The sequence below is a fragment of the Hymenobacter sp. HSC-4F20 genome (assembly GCF_019599275.1).
In the GTDB taxonomy this organism is placed as follows: Bacteria; Bacteroidota; Bacteroidia; order Cytophagales; family Hymenobacteraceae; genus Hymenobacter.
Map to the genome: position 1 here is coordinate 373671 of NZ_JAHZTD010000001.1, position 15473 is coordinate 389143.

12 protein-coding genes are annotated in these 15473 nt (G+C 60.4%); 5 read left to right on the forward strand and 7 right to left on the reverse strand.

The genetic code is table 11. The features are described 5' to 3' along the window. Positions 1–903, reverse strand: a complete 903-nt coding sequence (locus tag K3G63_RS01625) for a histone deacetylase (RefSeq protein WP_220612353.1) — start codon at positions 901–903, stop codon at positions 1–3. 573 nt (positions 904–1476) lie between these two features. On the opposite strand from K3G63_RS01625, the gene K3G63_RS01630 reads away from it, so the two are divergent. Both K3G63_RS01630 and K3G63_RS01635 read left to right on the forward strand, forming a co-directional pair. After that, positions 1477–2475 carry a kelch repeat-containing protein gene (locus K3G63_RS01630; RefSeq protein ID WP_220612354.1) on the forward strand — a complete coding sequence of 333 codons (999 nt, stop codon included), beginning with the start codon at positions 1477–1479 and terminating at the stop codon, positions 2473–2475. Continuing rightward, complete coding sequence (locus tag K3G63_RS01635) at positions 2468–3799, forward strand: DUF4270 family protein (RefSeq protein ID WP_220612355.1); 1332 nt, start codon at positions 2468–2470, stop codon at positions 3797–3799. Before K3G63_RS01630 ends, K3G63_RS01635 begins: the two co-directional genes overlap by 8 nt. A 348-nt stretch (positions 3800–4147) precedes the next feature. Here K3G63_RS01635 and K3G63_RS01640 read toward each other — a convergent pair whose 3' ends face one another. From K3G63_RS01640 to K3G63_RS01655, 4 genes are all read right to left on the reverse strand, one after another. Then, complete coding sequence (locus K3G63_RS01640; RefSeq protein WP_220612356.1) at positions 4148–4891, reverse strand: DUF434 domain-containing protein; 744 nt, start codon at positions 4889–4891, stop codon at positions 4148–4150. A gap of 198 nt (positions 4892–5089) precedes the next feature. Continuing rightward, complete coding sequence (locus K3G63_RS01645) at positions 5090–5833, reverse strand: LytTR family DNA-binding domain-containing protein (RefSeq protein ID WP_220612357.1); 744 nt, start codon at positions 5831–5833, stop codon at positions 5090–5092. After that, positions 5811–6866, reverse strand: a complete 1056-nt coding sequence (locus K3G63_RS01650; protein ID WP_220612358.1) for a sensor histidine kinase — start codon at positions 6864–6866, stop codon at positions 5811–5813. The genes K3G63_RS01645 and K3G63_RS01650 overlap by 23 nt, the downstream gene beginning before the upstream one ends. A 171-nt stretch (positions 6867–7037) precedes the next feature. Next, entirely contained in the window at positions 7038–7514 is a 477-nt protein-coding gene (locus tag K3G63_RS01655; RefSeq protein WP_220612359.1) for a hypothetical protein, read from the reverse strand. A 1148-nt stretch (positions 7515–8662) separates the two neighbouring features. On the opposite strand from K3G63_RS01655, the gene K3G63_RS01660 reads away from it, so the two are divergent. Both K3G63_RS01660 and K3G63_RS01665 read left to right on the forward strand, forming a co-directional pair. Beyond that, the gene (locus K3G63_RS01660) at positions 8663–10234 is read left to right on the forward strand and encodes a TROVE domain-containing protein (protein WP_220612360.1); all 1572 of its coding nucleotides are present in this window, start codon (positions 8663–8665) and stop codon (positions 10232–10234) included. A 164-nt stretch (positions 10235–10398) separates the two neighbouring features. Next, the gene (locus tag K3G63_RS01665; protein ID WP_220612361.1) at positions 10399–11253 is read left to right on the forward strand and encodes a TIGR02452 family protein; all 855 of its coding nucleotides are present in this window, start codon (positions 10399–10401) and stop codon (positions 11251–11253) included. A 350-nt stretch (positions 11254–11603) separates the two neighbouring features. On the opposite strand, the gene K3G63_RS01670 is transcribed toward K3G63_RS01665, so the two are convergent. Continuing rightward, positions 11604–11855 (reverse strand): hypothetical protein, encoded by a 252-nt coding sequence (locus K3G63_RS01670; RefSeq protein WP_220612362.1) that lies wholly within the window; start codon positions 11853–11855, stop codon positions 11604–11606. Positions 11856–12568: 713 nt separating this feature from the next. Here K3G63_RS01670 and K3G63_RS01675 point away from each other — a divergent pair. Further along, positions 12569–13972, forward strand: a complete 1404-nt coding sequence (locus K3G63_RS01675; protein WP_220612363.1) for an RtcB family protein — start codon at positions 12569–12571, stop codon at positions 13970–13972. Positions 13973–14744: 772 nt separating this feature from the next. Here K3G63_RS01675 and K3G63_RS01680 read toward each other — a convergent pair. Then, complete coding sequence (locus K3G63_RS01680; protein WP_220612364.1) at positions 14745–15347, reverse strand: helix-turn-helix transcriptional regulator; 603 nt, start codon at positions 15345–15347, stop codon at positions 14745–14747. Positions 15348–15473 lie beyond the last annotated feature (126 nt).

The window sequence follows — 15473 nt, forward strand, 5'->3', positions numbered from 1 at the left end:
CTAGCCGAACACTTCATACGCCACCCGAAACGTGTTGCAGTGGGCATCTACAATGTCGCGGAGCTGCTCGGAGTAGCCGCCGCCCATGCTCACGGCCACGGGCACTTGGTGTTGCTGGCAGAGGCGCAAAACGTACTCGTCGCGGCGGCGGCAACCGGCCTGGGTGAGGGCCAGCTTGCCCAGCTTGTCGGTGGCCAATACATCAACGCCGGCCTGAAAGAAGATGAAGTCGGGCCGGACTTGGGTTAGCAGACGGGGTAGGGTTTCCCGTAGAATCCGGAGGTAGGTAGCATCGTCGGTGCCCAGGTCCAGGGCCACGTCCAGGTCCGATTGCTCTTTGCGCAGGGGGTAGTTGGCGCCGGCGTGCATGCTGAAGGTGAACACGCGCGGCTCGTGCTGGAAAATGCTGGCCGTGCCGTCGCCCTGGTGCACATCCAGGTCTACTACCAGCACCTGCCGCGCCAACTGGTGGTGCAGCAGATGGGCGGCGGCAATGGCAATGTCGTTGAGCACGCAGAAGCCTTCGCCCCGGTCGCGGAACGCGTGGTGGGTGCCCCCGGCCAGGCTCATCCCAATGCCGTGCTCCAGCGCCTTGCGCGCCGACTGCACCGTGCCGGCCGAGCTGCTCAGGGAGCGGCGCACCAGCTCCGGGCTCTGGGGCAGCCCCAGCCGCCGCACTTCGGCGGGCGTCAGCTGCAGGTCCCGGACGCGGCGCCAGTAATCTTCGGAATGCACTCGTAAAATGTCCTCTTCGGCGCACAATCCGGGGTCGTAAAAATCCTCGGGCGGCGCAATGCCCTGCCACAGCAGCTGCTCCCGGATCAGGGCGTATTTGGCAATGGGAAAGCGGTGGCCGGCAGGAAGTTGGATGCTATAACGGTCGGAGGTGGCGAGGCAGGGCATGCTGAAATGGAGGTGGCAACGTGCCTTTCTGTACGGCTGGGGGGGAGAAAAGCTGTGCCGGGCGTAACGGCCGCCACCAGCACGGCAGTAGCGCCGCCACCCGGAGCGCCGCCGGCCTTCGGTTCGCGTCTCAGCCTTGGCAGAACTATTCCGGCTTTTCCCCACGGTAAGCAGCTGCCGGTCATTCCGAGCGGCGCGAGGAATCTGGGTTGGCCCCTTACAGGTAATCCAGATTTCTCGTGCCGCTCGGAATGACAAAAGAAATAGCTTCAGCAACAACCAAGACCTTAACAAAAGGTCGATGGCGCCACGTGTCGCCTCCTTACAGTCGTCGTTCATGGCCAGCACAAACGCGAAGTTTTTCAACTTTTTTCGGCCTTGAATTAACTTTTTTCAATGGGTAAACTGCCGATGAATTGGGGCAGACTGTCGGGGTTATCGGCGGGTTGGTAGAGGCTCGGGTGGGGTAGGCGCGGGTGTGAAATAGGTTTGCAGGGCCAACAGGGCCGTTTTCGGTTGCAACCTGTGGGCAAGCGGCGGGGCTCTTCCCCGCAAACCTCAACCAACTTTCCTATGAAATCTTCCCGCGTGCTGCTGTGGCTGCTGCTACTGCTAACCTGGAACCTGACCTCCTGCTCCGACGACGACTCGGATCCCGAAACTGAAGTGCTCGGCACCTGGACCAGCCGCTCCCAGTTCGAAGGGCTGGCCCGCAACGCGGCCGTGAGCTTCACCATCAACGGCAAAGCCTACGTGGGCCTGGGCACCGATGGCATCGATAAGTTTCAGGACTTCTGGGAGTACACGCCCGCTACCAACACCTGGCGCCAGATTGCCGACTTCCCGGGGGTAGGGCGCTACCAGGCCGTGGCCTTCGCGGCCGGCGGCAAGGGCTACGTCGGGACGGGCTACGACGGCACCAACCGGCTCAAGGACTTTTGGGAATACGACCCCGGCACCAATCAGTGGACCCAAAAAGCCGACTTCGGGGGCTCGGCCCGCTACGGGGCCGTGGCCCTGAGCCTGCTGGATAAAGGCTACGTGGGCACGGGCTACGACGGCAACTTCAAAAAGGATTTCTGGCAGTACGACCCTGCTACCGACCAGTGGACCCAGAAGCCCAGCTTCGGCGGCAACAAGCGGGTAGGCGCCGTGGCCTTTGCCCTGCACGAAACCGGCTACATCCTCACCGGCTCCGACAACGACCTGACCCTGACCGATATGTGGGCCTACAACCCCGCTACCGAGCAGTGGACCGCCAAGCGTGCCCTCATCAATGACACCGACGCGGACTACGACTACAGCAGCCTGCCCCGCGTGAGCGGCGTGAGCTTCGTGGTGAACAACCTGGCCTACGTGGCCCTGGGTACCAACGCGGGCTACCGCACCGACTGCTGGGAGTACGACCCCGACGGCGACACCTGGACGGTGAAGACGGCCTTCAGCGGCTCCGCCCGCATTCAGGCCGTGGGCTTTGGCCTCGGCGACAAAGCCTACATCGGGCTGGGCACTACCGGCACCACCCGCCTCGACGATTTCTGGGAGCTTGACCCCACGGCCAGCAATGAGTAGTGCCCGCATGGTGCGGCAGTGGCTCGGGCAAGCCGGGCTGCTGCTGGGCATGCTGCTCGGGGTAGGAAGCCTGAGCAGCTGCGAACTGGCCGAGGATACTGTAGGCACCGATTTGCCGGTACTAACCAGCTCCGGCACGATTTACGTGGACACCCTCACCGTGCGTACCTCCACCGTTCTGGTCGATTCGGTGCCGACTTCCACCAGCAGCTACCTCATGGTGGGGCAGTACACCGATGCGCGCCTGGGCACCATCACGGCCCGCAGCTACCTGCGCCTGGGCCTGAGTGGGGCCTTCACGCCCGAAGCCAACGCCCAGTTCGATTCCCTGACCCTGGTGCTGCCCACCGATACCTACCGCTACGGCGATACTACCCAGGTGCAGCACCTGCAGGTGCACCGCCTGCGGGAGGCGCTGCGGCCTGCCACCACGTACTACGCCTTCAGCTCCCGTGCTTACGATGCCGCCCCGCTGGGTAGCCGCGCGTTCCGGGCCCGGGCCAAAACGTCGTCGCTCTCTATCCGGCTCGATGATGCCCTGGGCCGGGAACTGCTGCAGGCCGCCGCCCACCGCCAGCTTTCTACCGACGATGAGCTGGATGCCCGCCTGCCTGGGCTGGCCCTGGTGCCAGGAGCCCCCGACGATGCCGCCCTGTTGCGCCTGCTCGCTACGTCCAGCGGTATGGTGGCCCAGCTCTACTACCACTACCCCAGCACCTCCGACGAAGGCCAGCGGTATGACTTCACGGCTACGGCCGGCAACCGGCACTTCTACCAAGTGCAGGCCGACCGCCGCAGCTCCCTGCTCAGTTCTCTTACCGCTACTCGCCAGGCCGTGCCCAGCGCCCGCACGGCCGCCGAAGCCTACGTGGAAGGAGCCCTGGGTTTGCAAACGAAGGTGGAAGTTCCCTACCTGCTTAACCTCAACGAGCTTGGCGGCGTCTGGGTGGTGAATTCGGCCACTTTGACGCTGGAAACGGTTACGGGCACTGAAAACCGCTACTTGCCCCCGCCCGCGGTTCTCACTGCCCAGCTCACCAACCGCGGCAACCAGTCGGGCGCCTTCCTGACCACGGCTGATGCTACGGCTGCCCTAACCGCCAGCTACACCCGTACCATCTCGTCGCGCACTAACCTGGAACAGGGCAGCTACACCTTCGCCCTACAGCCTTATTATGAGGCTGTGCTCAAACGCCAAACCCCGAACGATGGCCTGCTGCTGGCCCCCACCTCCCTCGACACCCCCGAGCGGGTAGTGCTGGGCGGCCAGGGCCACGCCACCAACCCGCTAAAGCTCGGCATCTACCTGACCAAAATGCAGTAGCCCCGGCTAGGGGAGTTCCTGGCGCCAGCCACCGCCCGATAAGGAGGGTAGTGTTGCTTCGGCCTAACGTCGCAGGCGTCCGACCGGTCACTGCCCGCGCCACTAGAACGATATCTGCGTGGACCCTACGTAGCAACATCAGCACGTGGCAACCCGTCGGACGCCTGCGGCGTTGGGCCGAAGCGCTAAAAAGCCCGTCATCCGGCGCTTGCCAAAGACCAGTTCACGCTATACTAAACCGTTGTTACGACGGGCGTTCAAACGTGAGAAGGTCCCTTGGCAAGCGCCGGATGACGGGCTTTATTGGGTTAAAAGTCGAATAAATAAGCTACTCCTGCCCAGGCCTTGCTACCTAGCTTCTGCTTCTCTACGGCCCCCGTCTAAATCAAGCAGCCAGTGCGGCGGCTCAGCCTTCAGTGCCAAGGCAGCCAGGTTAAGCCAGCTCCCGGCGCGGTCGAGCACGGCCGAGTCGGAGGTCACGACAATGTCCGTGGTTTCAGCCAGCACGCGGTCGGGGTTCAATACCACCTCCGCGGTCCAGGGTAGGCCGAGCGCGGGCCCTAGCTCGCGCAGGCGCGCCGCGAGTCGGCCGCTGTTGGAAACGGGCTGGTCGAGCAGCCACCGCACGGGGCCGGGCGTGAGCGGGAGTAGCGCGGCGGCAGCCAACTGGATGGCCCGGTCGGTTTCCTGCACCGCCCGGTAGGTGCCATGAACGCTCGACAAGTCGCGCAGGGCCCCGTCGCGGCCCCGCAGCACTACGCCTCCGCTCAGGGCAGTTTCAAGCGTAATGAGCAGGTTAAAACCGTCGATGGACACGGGCCTGCCGCCGAGGTTGGCGGCCGGGAGCTGGGTAGCCCGGCGCCATTGATACTGCTCGTCGGTGCAGGCGGCCCGGCCCACGGCCCAGCGCTGGCGCTCGGTCAGGGCGTACCGGTCGCCCACTAGCTTGAGGGTAGCGCCCGGCGGGTACCCGCGCGTCAGAAGCCAGGACAGCTCCCCGACGGCCTTACTCAGCACCGGAATCCACTCAGGGGCAAATAGTCGGGTATCAGCGGGGTGAGGGCCCCGGTGGCGCGTGTCGGCAGGTCGCATAGGTGGCTTGGTGGAGAATGGACAGCAAAGAAAGAACGTCATGTCGACCAACTCGACATGACGTTCTTATTCTATTGGTCAGGTAATGCTACCCATCTACATAGTTTGATAAAAACGGAGGGGTAGCAGAGACAAGACGCACAGTAAAGCATCCGACTTTCCGAGCAACTACTGCCCCTCAAACTTACCGATTCACTGTTAGTGCATGTTGCGCTCCTCAATCAGCTTGAAGAAGGCTTCCGCGTACGACTCGCCGATGGGGATGATGGCCTCGCCCATGTAAATGCGGTTTTTGCGGATGGAGTCGATGTGGGCCACGGCCACGATGTAGGAGCGGTGCACGCGCACAAAATCCTGGGGTGGCAGCCGGTCCTCGAAGGCTTTCAGGGAGTTAAGGGTGAGAATGGGCTTGGCCCCGGCGTAAATCTTGATGTAGTCCTTCAGGCCCTCCAGGTAGCGGATGTCGCGCAGGTTCAGGCGCTGGGTGTGGTAATCGGCCTTCACGAAGATGTAGTCGTCGTGCGGAGCGGGGTTGGGCGCGGCCGGAGGGGTAGGGGCCGGAGCAGCAGCCGGCTCCGGGTGATGCGGGGCAAGGCGGTCCTGGGCTTTCTGGGCCGCTTTCACGAACCGCTCGAAGGCAATGGGCTTCACCAAATAGTCTACGGCATTCAGGTTAAAGCCTTCCAGGGCGAAGCCTTCGTAGGCCGTGGTGAAAATCACGAGGGCCTGGGGCTGCATGCTGCGCACAAACTCGATGCCCGTGAGGTCGGGCATCTGAATATCCAGAAACAGCACATCCACGGGCTGCTGCTGGAGCACGGCCATGGCTTCGAGGGCGCTGCGACAGGTGCCCACCAGCTCCAGAAACGGCACGCGCTCTACGTAGCTGGTCAGCAGGCGCAGGGCCAGGGGTTCATCATCAACGAGCAGGCACCGGAGCATAGGCAAGAGTAAGGGTTAGTTCTACCAGAAATTCGTCGTCGGTTTCCTCTACGTGCAGCTGGTGGCGGCCGTCGGGGTAGAGCAGGTTCAGGCGCTGGCGCACGTTGGGCAGCCCGATGCCCGAGTTGGGGTCGTGGGCGCCGGTGCGGGGGAAGCGTGAGTTCTGCACCGTAAACAGCAGCTGGTTGTTGCGCACAATCACGTCTACGGCAATGCGGGAGAAATTCCGTGCGCTGATGCCGTGCTTGAAGGCGTTTTCCACGAACGGAATCAGCAGCATGGGTTCAATCAGGTGTCCATCCAGCGGGCCGTCCACCGTAAACCGGATGTCTACTTCCTCGGGGTCGAGGCGCAGGCGCTGCAAGTCGATGTAAGTGCGCAGGTACTCCGTTTCGCGGGCCAGCGGCACCCGCGCCGCCGCCGACTCATACAGCATGTAGCGCATCAGCTGGGAAAGCTGCATGATGGCCTCCGGCGTGTCATCGGACTTGAGCTGGGCCAGGGAGTAAATGTTGTTGAGCGTGTTGAAGAGAAAGTGCGGGCTTACCTGCGACTTCAGAAAGGCCAGCTCCGCCGTGAGCTGCTTGTTTTCCAGGTCGCGGCGGGCGCTGTCGGCATCAAACCACTCACTGGTAATGCGCAGTCCGCTACTGATAATCCAGACCAGAATGCCCATAACCCACAGGCCCTGGGGCGGCCGCGAGTAGTGCATGGCGCCGGGCGGCCGGTGGTGCATAGGCTGGATAACGCCCGCCATCCGCAGCAGCATGGGCATGTACATCAGCCCCAGCAACCCCAGGGCTACCAGGAAATAGAGGGCAAACTTCTTCCGGGCAAAAAGGCGCGGAATCAGCACGTAGTAGTTCAGGTAGAAGAAACCAGCCAGCTGCAGCGGCAGCGTGAGGTGCCTCATCTGAAACGGCGGCGGGTTATCCGACAGCAGGCGCGGAATAAAGGCTACCCCCACCCAGGCGGCTACGTGCACAATCACGCGCAACACCCGCTGGCGGGTAGTTTTGTTCTTGCTTAACATCAAATGGGTGGGCTTAAAGTCGGTAAGAATACGAACCTCCGGGTAAACAAGGGATTCTGAATAACACGGAAGGACCCTCTCACAGCGGTCCGGGTCGTGGGTACGACGCTCGTGCACAGGTGAGAAGGTCCTTCGTAGGCTCAGGAGGCCAAACGGCGTTTTGCCGCGGGCTTAGCGGGTTCCGCCGGCCGGAGGGCCGGGGCGGCGCATCCGCTCCTGTTTTTTGGCCTGGTATTTCTGGAACTGCTCGGGCGTGAGCACGCCTTGCAACTTGGTATCGGTGCTTTCCTCCAGGCTGCGCATTTGCTGCATGCGGGCTTCGCGGTCGGTGGTTTCGCCGCTGGCGCGCAGGGTTTGCATCTGCTGCATTTGCTCCTGCTGAATGGCAGCTACTTTGGTTTGCTGATCGGCAGTGAGGTTCAGCTCCTTGGTCATTTCGGCCAGCATGTTGCCGCGGCCACCCCGGCCGCCGCCCGGACCGCCACGCCCTTCGGCGGGAGTCGCCGCCTCGGCCGTGCCTTTGGCTTTCACCTTCTCTTTTTTGGCTTTGACTTTGGTTTTGGCGGGTGTGGTCTGGGCCAGAGCGGCGGGAGCAGTAGCGCCGGCCAGCAGGCCAAGCAGGAGGGAGGCTGCCAGAAACTTTTTCATGGGGGTAGTAACAGGGAGAAAGAAGAAACTAAATGCTGACCTGGTCTGGTAGATCAGTGCACAAACCTACTCCGGGGGCTATCCGAAGCACGAATAACATCTACCAACTCCGCCGTTTCCTCGACGCTACCCCTCGTTAGCCACCCAGAGGGTAGCAGTGCCTTACCTCTGTGCACCACACTGAACAATCCACTAAACCGGGTTCGTCAGGCAGTTGTAGCAGATTCGTGAACGGGGAGGAAGCGCATACTTGCGTCTCCGCGCCGTTCGGGTGTTGCCGCCCGACGAGGAGACGCAAGTATGCGCCTCTGCCCCGGACTATACTATTTGTGAATACGCAATAAAGGTATTACGTACCTGTGCTACTAGTTTAGAAATGAGTTATAGGGGATAATATTTTGCGTGGTATCTGAATTTAATGTATTCTAAATAGCTATGAAAAATGGGGAATATGTTGTTTAAAATAGGTTTTCGAATTATGATAAAAAATATTTTTCACTTTTTTTGAACTTGTATTGTATAGTTGAAAATAACTTTTCTACCTTTGTCACGTTCAACAGCCCAAACGCTAACGACTTTACGCCTTCCTCTGTCATGCGCCGCCACTTTAACCAATATATGCCATCACTCAGCAAGCTGGATCGGGAGATTCAGCCGGGGTTCGGCGCGCCAGCAGACAGGTAAGGTTTCTATCCTAGAACCATCCTCCGCAAAACGCCCGAATCCCACCAGATTCGGGCGTTTTTGTTTTCTTCTCTACTCTATCCTACTTCCTGCCGTGTTATTCTTCCTACCCTCGCACTCCATCTGTACTACCTCTAATTACCAGCCAATGTCATTTGCAGCGCATTGGCAAAACGGCAGTAAACGGAAGTAGCAGCAGCGGCTAACACCTAACACTTCTGCGTAATCAAACGCGGTACAAACTAGGTCTAGTCAAATTAATTTTCCTGGCTTTTAAAATATAAGCATCCCTATTCCGGGGTGTAAAGGAAAAATATTGCCTTTAGGTTTAGGATATTTAATTAATAATTCACGTGTGAATTATGACGGGAAAATTATGTGCTTTCCTGAGTAAAAATTACGAGCTATTTATTCTGATTACACACTTCTGCCTACTAGTATTCACTACCTGATTTTTCTATCCGATGCGTTTCAACTTTCCCTTCCGCCAGCCTTCTCCGGCTCCGGTGCTCAACCACGAGGGCGCACCGGCTCAAGTTCTTACTCCCGCGCTGGAGCTGTACGCCGCTGTGGCTACTGCTGCCCTCAGCGACCAGTTCTACGAAACTGCCGACACCCGTTTGGTGCGTCTGCGCGAGCTGGTAGCCCGCACCGATGCGGAGTTTGTGGCCCGCTTGGCCGTGTATGCCCGCGAAAAGCTGTATTTGCGGTCTGTGCCGCTGGTATTGGCCGTAGAGCTGGCCCGCCTGCACCACGGCACTAACCTGGTCAGCCGCCTGGTGGCCCGCGTAGTGCAGCGCCCCGATGAAATTACGGAGCTGCTGGCCTATTACGCCCAGGCCAACGGTCGTAGCGGCCTCAAAACCCTCAACCGCCTCTCCAAGCAGGTGCAGAAAGGGCTGGCTCAGGCCTTCAACCGCTTCGATGGCTACCAGCTGGCAAAATACGACCGGGCCGGTGCCGTGCGCCTCCGCGACGCCCTGTTTCTGGTGCACCCGCGCCCCGCCGATGAGGCCCGGCAAGCCCTGTTTAATCAGTTGGTAGCCGGTACCTTGCCCACGCCCTACACCTGGGAAACCGAGTTGTCGGCCCTGGGGCAGGTAGACGTTGCTTCCGACGAAGAACGGGCGGCCGCTTTCCGCCAGAAATGGACGGAGCTGATTGGCAGCGGCAAGCTGGGCTACATGGCGTTGCTCCGAAACCTGCGCAACATCCTGCAGGCGGGCGTCCCGGCCGAGGCAATAGCGCAAGTATGTGCTACCCTCGCCGATGCGCGGGCCGTAGCCCGCAGCAAGCAGCTGCCCTTCCGCTTCCTGGCCGCGTACCGCGAGGTAAAGGCTCTGGAAGAAGGCACGCTGAAGTCGGTACTGACGGCGGTGGGGTTGCGTCAGAGTCCGGTGCCGCAGGTGCTCGAAGCGCTGGAAGCGGCCATCAGCCACAGCGCCGCCAACCTGCGCGGCTTTGGCTCGGAAACGCGGGTAGTAGTGGCCTGCGACGTGTCGGGCTCCATGCAGCAGCCTATTTCCCAGCGCAGCAAAGTGCTGTACTACGATGTGGGCCTGGTGCTGGGCATGCTCTTGCAGAGCCGCTGCCAGAACGTGGTAACCGGCATGTTTGGCAACACCTGGAAGCGGCTGGCCCTGTCCCGCGGCCCGGTGCTCGGCAACGTGCAGGAGTTCTACAAGCGCGAAGGCGAAGTAGGCTACAGCACCAATGGCTACCTCGTTATCGAGGACTTGCGCCGCCGCCGAGAGGTAGTAGATAAGGTGATGCTCTTCACCGACTGCCAGCTCTGGGACTCGCACTTCAACGGCACCAACGTGGCCAAAGAATGGGTCGAGTACCGGCGCACCGTCGCCCCGCAGGCCCAGCTCTACCTCTTCGACCTGGCCGGCCACGGCACCACACCCCTGCAGGTACACCCCGAACAAGGCGCGGCGCTGATTGCCGGGTGGTCGGATAAGATTTTCGACGTGCTGGCGGCCCTCGACAACGGCGGCTCCGCCCTCACCGAAATAGAACAGATTGAGTTGTAGTAAGCTATCAGGCTCACTTTACCTATATCATCCTTTTCGCTGCATCATTAGCTGGTACATTACTACCCTCTATACCTACTCAAACCATGCGGCCCCGGGAGTGGCTTGCGGCAACCGGACAAGCGGTGCCACTCCCGGGTTACGGCCCGACAACCTGTACTTTCATGAACCGAGAAATACGACAACGAATAGCCCACAGCACCCTGGAAGCCCTGCAACGAGGTAGCTACGAAAACCCGGCGGGCCAGCCGGTAGCGCTACAAGAATGCCAGCAGGCTGCCAAAGCCGGCAGCCACCTCTACCGGCCCGAAGATGGCGCTGACTTACTGCGGGAATTTGAAAAGCCCGCGGGTGAGTTGGCCGAGGTGCGGGTGTATCAGGCTACTACCCTCGAAGCAGCCGCCGACCTAACACGCCAGTTTAAGCGGGTGGGCTGCCTGAACTTTGCCTCGGCGCGCAACCCGGGCGGCGGCTTTCTGGGTGGCAGTCAGGCCCAGGAAGAAAGCCTGGCGCGCTCCTCGGGCTTGTATCCGTGCCTGACGCAGTTTGAGGAAATGTACCGCTACAACAGTCTCCCCGGCAGCACGGGCCTCTACAGCGACTACCTCGTGTACTCGCCCCAAGTGCCGGTGTTCCGCGGCGAAGCGGGGGAGTGGCTACCCCAACCTTTCCGGCTGGATGTGCTGACGGCCCCGGCCGTAAATGCCGGGGCCCTCCGGCGCAACTCGCCTGGGTTGCTACCCCAGCTGGAGCCCGTGATGCGCCACCGGCTGCGACTGGTGCTGGCGGCGGCCGCCCGCCACGGCATAGAAGCTTTGGTACTCGGGGCCTGGGGCTGCGGAGTGTTCGGCAACGACCCGGCCCAGGTGGCCCAACTCTTCGCCGAAGCCCTGGCCGAGCCGGCCATCCGGGGCCGCTTCCGCCGCCTCGACTTCGCCATCTTCGACCCCAAACCACCCCAGGCGGTTCTGGCCGCTTTCCAGCAGGCCTTAGCTGGTTTGACCGTTGAAAACTGGTAGAAATACAACCAGAACAGTGCCTCGCTATCGGCGCGGTACTACCCCCTAAAACGGCTTACATCTAGCTGAAGCGTAGTTTTTTTATGCTTTTTATTACACCATAATCACCCGTTGTAACGTTGATAGTCATGAAGTTCTCCTAGCACACGGGTTATAGTAAAATAAGTACACACAGAAGCAGTGCTTCTACTACTTGGGAAGACGGCTGACCACTTCTTGGCTGCCGTCGGCCGGAGCGGCGTGCCGCCGGGGTGAAGGCCTCGGCGTCCCGCTCCAAACCGGCTGACTTCTGCATGTTTGGGTGCCGTAGGTGGGCGTTACTTCGTCATGGTTGAATACATAGGGTATCCCTATGTAGGGTTCGATTCCCGTCCTGCGGCTATAGTCGCAGGAAACTCGCCGGCCGCTAGTTGCCCCAAACCCAGAAGTTCAGCCGAAAAATCACCCTGCCGGGTGTCGTAGGGTAGCGTTACTTCGGGTCGCCCGTTCGAATCGGGCCAGTCCAGCTGGGTTTCCGGCTCCGGACTGTAGCTCAGTTGGTAGAGCAGAACGGCCTTCGGGCTGGTCATTTCGCTACCCGTTAGTTGCCCCGGCAGTTTCATATTCTTTTCCGCAGAAGTGGGTGCCGTAGCCGGGCCATACTTCGCACTTTTAACGCCCAGGTCGCAGGTTCGAATCCTGCCCAGTGCAGCCATGGGCAGCACTGGTAGCTCAGACTGGTAGAGCAGGACAAAGGCCCGGTGCTTGTTGCCCCACGCGCGGAAAAGTGGAGTGAGTGTCGTAGAAAAGCGATACTTCGTCGGTTGGCCTGCTGTGGCCCGCGGGTTCGAATCCCGCCTTGCCCGCTGGTGGGTAAGTGGCTGAGTGGTCGAAAGCGCCCAGCTTATAGAACGCTTTTCGCCTGTTGCCTCGCTCCAATTTTTACATCTGTTCGGGTGCCGTAGGGCGGCCATACTTCGCATTTGGGTTGCCCGGGTCGTGGGTTCGAGTCCCACCAGCTGCTACCCTTGGGTAGGGGCTGTAGCTCAGCTAGGTAGAGCAGGATATAGGGGCCGCCCGCCCGTTGCCCCGAACAGATGTTATGGATTACTCCTGAGCGCCCGGCAGGTGTCGTAGGGCAGGCATACTTCGTCTGAAAAACCTAAGGGCCTGTCCGCCTTTTTACCCTGCCGGTTGCTCTATTATTCCGCTTTCGGATGCCGTGGGGCCGCGGTCCTTCGGTCTGACTGCGGGTGCACCCCCACCCCTCAGGATACGCTGCCCGTCTGTTGCTCCATCGCGCCGGAAACTCTCTTTCAAATACATTCATACTCGTATGGCCTCACAATTACGCGGCAACGACCTTCGGCAGCTTGGCTTTCCGGAAGGTCGGGCCATTGGACTCGCGCTGGCTCAACTGCAGCGCAAGCATCTCAAAAAACTCTCCCAAACCGACCAGCTCACGCTTCTGAAAAGCCTGCTGGCCGACCCCACTACCTACCTCACCCACCTCGACTGGAGCCATACAGCGGCCGCCTTGCTACCCCCGCCCAGCCGGCACATTGCCCTCACCGAGCGCAAAGAGTACACTGTGTTCGGGGCTGAGTACATTGAGCAGGGCGCCATTCATCAGATGGAAACGGCCATGAAGCTGCCCGTAACCGTCGCTGGGGCCCTCATGCCCGACGCCCACTACGGTTATGGCCTGCCCATTGGCGGCGTGCTGGCCACCGACAACGCCGTAATTCCTTACGCCGTGGGCGTAGACATTGGCTGCCGCATGGCCCTGTCGGTGTTTGCGCTGCCGCCTAAGTTTATGGAGCAGCGGGTGCAAGAGTTGCGCAAGCTCCTGCTCGACAACACCAAATTCGGCAACCGCGACGTATTCCGCCAAGGCCAGAAGCTGGGCCACGCCGTCCTCGACCGCCCGGAGTTCCAGGAAATTCCCTTCCTGCGCAACAAGCTGGATGCGGCCGCCGCGCAAATCGGCTCGTCCGGGGGTGGTAACCACTTCGTGGAGTGGGGCGTGGTCGACATCACCGACCCCAGCAATGAATTGGGGGTGCCCGTGGGCCAGTATCTGGGGCTATTGTCGCACTCCGGGTCCCGCGGGCTGGGTGCCAGTATCGCCAGCCACTACACCAAGCTGGCCCAGGATACCTGTCAGCTGCCCGCCGAAGCCCGCCACCTCGCCTGGCTCGGCCTCGACACGGAAGCTGGGCAGGAGTATTGGGCGGCTATGAGCCTGGCCGGCGACTACGCCTCCGCCTGCCACCACCAGATTCACCAGCGCCTGGCCAAAGCCCTTGGCGAGCGGCCCCTGGCCAAAGTGGAAAACCACCACAACTTTGCCTGGAAAGAGCACCTCATCGACGGCCAGGAAGTAGTCGTCCACCGGAAAGGAGCTACGCCGGCCGGCAAAGGCGTGCTCGGCATCATTCCCGGCTCCATGACAGCCCCCGGCTTTATTGTGCGGGGTAGGGCCGAGGCAGCTTCCCTGTCGTCGGCATCTCACGGCGCAGGCCGGCAGATGTCGCGCACCCGGGCCAAGCAGGAGCTGGGCGAAGCCGACGTACGCCGCTACCTGCAGCAGCACGGCGTAGAGCTGCTGGGCGGAGGCGTGGACGAAGCGCCTCAAGCCTACAAAGACATCCACCAGGTAATGCAAAGCCAGACCCAGCTGGTGGATGTGCTCGGCTCCTTCACCCCGCGTATCGTGCGCATGGAGGGCGGCGTGTAGCTACTTCGTATAAATAAAAAGGCCCCGATACTGTATCGGGGCCTTTTTATTTATACGAAGTAGCTACGGACGGTGGCGCCGATGGCGATACACCGCTGTAACCTGATAGGTAGGATTGGAAAATATGCCCGGCCCATGTGAGCGAGCCGGGAGAGCGGGCAGTAAATCAGCCAGCAATAACAGCGCTACTGCAGTAGCCGCCAAATTGGGAGTGGAGGCACACGTATTCATATAAGGTGAAGTAAGACATACACAACACTGGTTGTGGCCTGCCGCCGGTGTGGAGACGCTAGGCACCTTAGAGTAGAGCATGATAGCTGACAGTACCTGGTTGCAGAGCCTTGGAAATGTCGAGCCCCTGCATATACGTAACCAAAAATAGAACTGGATGCTAAATATAGTAAAAAGTTAAGGCTAACTACTGGTTGTGCTCGACAAACCGGGCTTTATAGCCTATAAACGAAAAGTAAGATGTTGACCGGGGGCGAATGGCTGAGAGGAAAAAATACTATTTTAGCTGGGTGTATAGAAAGTGCTGAAGTGGGCTCCGCCGTCTGCCTCTCTGACAGAAGAATCTGCCTTCTACAGCGGTGTTTAGAGCATTACGCTCGAAGGCTGGAAGGTTAGGAAAGCACCTAGCCAAGCTAGCAGAACACCTAAGGCAGAGCAGTCCAGTAGGGTACCACGCAGAGTACAGGGAGGGCGGTGCTGAAGAAGAGAGAGAAGGTCGCGGCAGGTTTTCAGTGCCAGGTGGAGCATAAGTAGCGTGGCGCTACGTCCCTAGTGGCGTGTTACTGCCCGGTGCTTCCTTGGTGCGCGTACCTTTGGCGGTAGCTTTACCCGATTCCGGTGCGGCGGTCTGCGCGAGTAGTAGCTGCTCTAGCACGGCGGCTTCGGCTGCCAGAGCAGCTTGTCGTGCCTGGAGCAGGGCCTGGGCCGTACTGCCGCTGCGCTCCAACTCCGCCCGTGCCTCCGCTTCGAAGGAGCTCAGCCAGGCTGGGGGTGTGGCCCCAGCCGGCGCCAGCACCGCCGTAAGAGTAGCCAGCGCGGCCAGCCGTCGGCGGGCCCAAGTAGCGCGTTCGGGCATGCGGCTTAGCTCAACGGCTAGTTGCTCGGCACGGCGCTGGCAGGTATGCTGCTGTTCACGAAGAGTGGCTGCGTTGGGCAGTTCCGGCGCTGGAGCGGCCGGGGTAGCTTGCTGGGCCAGAGTAAGAGCTGCCTGGGGCAGAGAAGCAGCCAGGGGTAGCCCCCGTACACCACGCTCGACCTGGGAAACCATTGCCTTGCTTAACCCCAGGCAGCGCCCCAGTCCTGCCTGGCTTAACCCAAACCACGCGCGCAACCGCGGTAACATGCTGATTGACTCGTTTACCATATAACTAGAAAAAGAGTTGCTCTATAGTATAAGTAAACGGTAAAATAGTAAAGCAGTTGTTTACTAAACTTGCTTTACTTATTAAAATAAATATAATACCGTGAAGCAATTGCTTTGCCTCCTTGT

What these genes read in the sequence shown, in the direction of transcription:
- K3G63_RS01625 (WP_220612353.1), bottom strand. Translation starts at nt 903, where the DNA reads ATGCCCTGCCTCGCCACCTCCGACCGTTATAGCATCCAACTTCCTGCC.
- K3G63_RS01630 (WP_220612354.1), top strand. Translation starts at nt 1,477, where the DNA reads ATGAAATCTTCCCGCGTGCTGCTGTGGCTGCTGCTACTGCTAACCTGG.
- K3G63_RS01635 (WP_220612355.1), top strand. Translation starts at nt 2,468, where the DNA reads ATGAGTAGTGCCCGCATGGTGCGGCAGTGGCTCGGGCAAGCCGGGCTG.
- K3G63_RS01640 (WP_220612356.1), bottom strand. Translation starts at nt 4,891, where the DNA reads ATGCGACCTGCCGACACGCGCCACCGGGGCCCTCACCCCGCTGATACC.
- K3G63_RS01645 (WP_220612357.1), bottom strand. Translation starts at nt 5,833, where the DNA reads ATGCTCCGGTGCCTGCTCGTTGATGATGAACCCCTGGCCCTGCGCCTG.
- K3G63_RS01650 (WP_220612358.1), bottom strand. Translation starts at nt 6,866, where the DNA reads ATGTTAAGCAAGAACAAAACTACCCGCCAGCGGGTGTTGCGCGTGATT.
- K3G63_RS01655 (WP_220612359.1), bottom strand. Translation starts at nt 7,514, where the DNA reads ATGAAAAAGTTTCTGGCAGCCTCCCTCCTGCTTGGCCTGCTGGCCGGC.
- K3G63_RS01660 (WP_220612360.1), top strand. Translation starts at nt 8,663, where the DNA reads ATGCGTTTCAACTTTCCCTTCCGCCAGCCTTCTCCGGCTCCGGTGCTC.
- K3G63_RS01665 (WP_220612361.1), top strand. Translation starts at nt 10,399, where the DNA reads ATGAACCGAGAAATACGACAACGAATAGCCCACAGCACCCTGGAAGCC.
- K3G63_RS01670 (WP_220612362.1), bottom strand. Translation starts at nt 11,855, where the DNA reads ATGAAACTGCCGGGGCAACTAACGGGTAGCGAAATGACCAGCCCGAAG.
- K3G63_RS01675 (WP_220612363.1), top strand. Translation starts at nt 12,569, where the DNA reads ATGGCCTCACAATTACGCGGCAACGACCTTCGGCAGCTTGGCTTTCCG.
- K3G63_RS01680 (WP_220612364.1), bottom strand. Translation starts at nt 15,347, where the DNA reads ATGGTAAACGAGTCAATCAGCATGTTACCGCGGTTGCGCGCGTGGTTT.